The sequence below is a fragment of the Geminicoccus sp. genome, from assembly GCF_035556675.1.
Taxonomy (GTDB): Bacteria; Pseudomonadota; Alphaproteobacteria; order Geminicoccales; family Geminicoccaceae; genus Geminicoccus.
Genome location: NZ_DATMFZ010000287.1, coordinates 1 through 3,140 on the forward strand (window position 1 = coordinate 1; position 3,140 = coordinate 3,140).

2 protein-coding genes and 1 pseudogene are annotated in these 3,140 nt (G+C 68.9%); 2 read left to right on the forward strand and 1 reads right to left on the reverse strand.

The window, feature by feature from the left end; all coding sequences use genetic code 11:
* A partial coding sequence (serA, locus tag VNS22_RS19820; RefSeq protein WP_325735488.1) for a phosphoglycerate dehydrogenase occupies nucleotides 1-1,507 on the forward strand: 1,507 nt, incomplete at its 5' end.
* Nucleotides 1,508-1,535: 28 nt separating this feature from the next.
* Here serA and VNS22_RS19825 read toward each other — a convergent pair.
* Nucleotides 1,536-2,684, reverse strand: coding sequence for a sensor histidine kinase (locus VNS22_RS19825; RefSeq protein ID WP_325735489.1), 1,149 nt, complete (start codon nucleotides 2,682-2,684; stop codon nucleotides 1,536-1,538).
* Between the two features lie 331 nt (nucleotides 2,685-3,015).
* On the opposite strand from VNS22_RS19825, the pseudogene VNS22_RS28420 reads away from it, so the two are divergent.
* Nucleotides 3,016-3,140 (forward strand): annotated as a pseudogene (locus VNS22_RS28420) (SMP-30/gluconolactonase/LRE family protein); the annotation flags it as partial.

Here is a 3,140-nt window from a genome sequence, read left to right on the forward strand (position 1 = left end):
GACCGACATCAAGGTCGGCCTCACCAAGGACCAGCTCCTCGAGATCATCGGGGACTATGACGGACTGGCGATCCGGTCCGCCACCAAGGTCACCGCCGAGGTGCTGAAGGCCGCGACCAATCTCAAGGTGGTCGGCCGGGCCGGCATCGGGGTCGACAATGTCGACGTCGAGGCGGCGACGGCGGCCGGCGTGGTGGTGATGAACACGCCGTTCGGCAATGCCACCACCACGGCCGAGCACGCCATCTCGATGATGATGGCGCTGGCCCGCGACATCCCGGCCGCCGACCGCTCGACCCGGGCCGGCAAGTGGGAGAAGTCCCGCTTCATGGGCGTGGAGCTGACCGGCAAGACGCTGGGTGTGGTCGGCTGCGGCAATATCGGCTCGATCGTGGCCGACCGGGCGCGCGGGCTGAAGATGAAGGTGGTGGGCTTCGACCCGTTCCTGTCGGATGCGCGGGCCGAGGAGCTGGGCATCGAGAAGGTCGAGCTGGACGAGCTCTGCCGCCGTGCCGACGTCATCACCCTGCACACGCCGCTCACCGACCAGACCCGCAACCTGTTCTCCCGCGAGCGGCTGCTGTCCTGCCGGAAGGGCGTGCGGATCGTGAACTGCGCGCGCGGCGGCCTGGTGGACGAAGCGGCGCTGCACGACCTGATCGTGGCAGGCCATGTCGCCGGTGCGGCGCTGGACGTGTTCGCGACCGAGCCCGCCAGGGAAAGCCCGCTGTTCGCCCTGGAGCAGGTGGTGGTGACCCCGCATCTGGGCGCCAGCACCACCGAGGCCCAGGAGAACGTGGCGCTGCAGGTGGCGGAGCAGATCTCCGACTATCTCCTGGACGGCGCGATCATCAATGCGCTGAACATGCCGAGCGTGTCGGCCGAGGACGCGCCCCGGCTCCGGCCCTACATGCAGCTGGCCGAGCAGCTCGGCAGCTTCGCCGGCCAGCTCACCGAGACCGGGCTGAAGGGCGCCACCGTCACCTTCGCCGGCCAGGCGGCCGCGCTGAACAACAAGCCGCTCACCCAGCTGATCCTCAAGGGCCTGCTGGCCCCGTTCGCCGCCTCGGTGAACATGGTGAACGCGCCGGCCCTGGCGAAGTCGCGCGGCATCCAGCTGACCACGGTCACCCACGAGCATGTCGACGGCTACCAGACCCTGATCACGCTGGAAGTGGTGACGGAGAAGGGGCCGCGCACCATCTCGGGCACGCTGTTCCAGGGCGTGAAGCCGCGCCTGGTCGAGATCCGCGGCATCCCGATCGATGCCGAGCTGTCCGGCAGCGTCCTCTACGTGCGCAACCAGGACAAGCCCGGCTTCATCGGCGCGCTCGGCCGGCTCCTGGGCGAGGCCGAGGTGAACATCGCGACCTTCCATCTGGGCCGCGACCAGCCGGGCGGCGACGCCATCGCGCTGATCGCGATCGACCAGCCCGTGCCGGCCTACGTGCTGGAACGGATCCGGGCGCTGCCGCACGTGATCCAGGCCAAGCTGCTGGCGTTCTGAGCCGAAGGGCCGGGGCAGGGGGCCAGCGTCAGGGGAGAGTGAAGGCCAGGCGGGTCCTAGTACCCGCCGACGAGCTTTCCTGCTCGATCCGGCCGCGGACCTGGCGGGCCAGCGCCTCGATGAGCTTCAGGCCCGACCCGCCCGGCTTCGCGGGGTCGATGCCCTTGCCGTTGTCGGTCACCTCCAGGCTGAGCTCGCCGCGGCCCGCGCCCGATACCAGCTCGACCTGGATGGCGCCGCCGGCCTCGTCGAAGCCGTGCTTGACGCTGTTGGTGACCAGCTCGTTGACGATGAGGCCGATCGGGACGGCATACTCGATCGGCGCGTTGAGCTCGTCGGCGCGGACATCGACGGCGACGGTTTCCAGGGGCTTCTGGATGCTGGCGATCAGGGCGCGCAGATAGGTGGGCAGGTTGACCAGCTCGCCGCCCTGCGCCGGGGCCAGCTGGTCATGGGCCAGCGCCATGGCCATGATGCCGTCGTCGATCTTGCCCAGTACGTTGCGGCTGTTCTCCGTCTGCAGCCGCGCCGCCTGGATCGCGATCATCGACAGGACGATCTGGAAATTGTTCTTGGTCCGGTGCTGCATCTCGTGAAGCAGCAGCTGGTGCCGGCGCGATTCCAGCGCCAGCTCGGCGATGGCCTGCTCGTGCTGCAGGCCGACCTGCTCGCGGTGGATCGCCGAGGCGACGATCGAGGCGGCGATCATCAGGAAGTTCCGGGTATCGCCGCTGAAGTCGCGCTCCACGCTGCTGTCGACCTCCAGCACGCCCCAGGTGGAGCCGTCGATCTGCACCGGCACGTTCAGCACCGACACGATGCCGTGCTCGCGCAGGGTCGCCGACATCCGGTACTGGTCGGATCGGCGCAGGTCGAGGATATGGACCGGCTGGCCGGTCTGGAAGGCATGGCCGGGTGGTGACGACAGATCGGCGCCGAAGGTGGCGCGGCCGACCACGCCCTCCTTCCAGCCGACTCCGGCCTCGATCAGGAGGTCGCCGGTTTCCGGCCGGTAGCGCAGCAGCTTGACGTGATCGATCTCGGTGCCGCGGGCGACCTGTGCCACCGCGGTCTCCAGCAGCCCGTCCCCCGGCAGCCGGTGTGCCGCCAGATGGGCAAGCTCCATCAGGACCTGCTGGTGGCGGCGCAGTCGCGCGATCTCGTCCCGGGCGCCCAAGACCAATGCCTCCTCGATCACCAAGCAGACCAAGCGTGATGGTTGAACGTCGCGGACGTCCCCTGGTTTCCATAGTCGCGACCGGATCGTGGTCTGACCGGCAACCGGCATTCCGGGCGCAATGGTCGTTCCTCTGCCGCCGGGCCGACAGCTGGAAGCCCGAGCCCTGTACAAATACATGACCGATGGGCTGCAATACTGCAGCCCATACCTTGGCATGAGCCGGCAGCAGCGGGTCACCGGAGTGGCAGCGCCGCATTAGCCCTGCGACGCTCTTCACGAAGGCGCCGGTGGCCGGTAGAGCCATGGCAACGAGCAGGGAGCGTACGACATGGCGGACGAGCGGGTGTTGGCGGACGGGCTGCGCTTTCCGGAAGGGCCGGTGGTGATGCCGGACGGGTCGATCATCCTGGTGGAGATCGCGGCCGGACGGATCACACGGGTGGCGCCGGACGG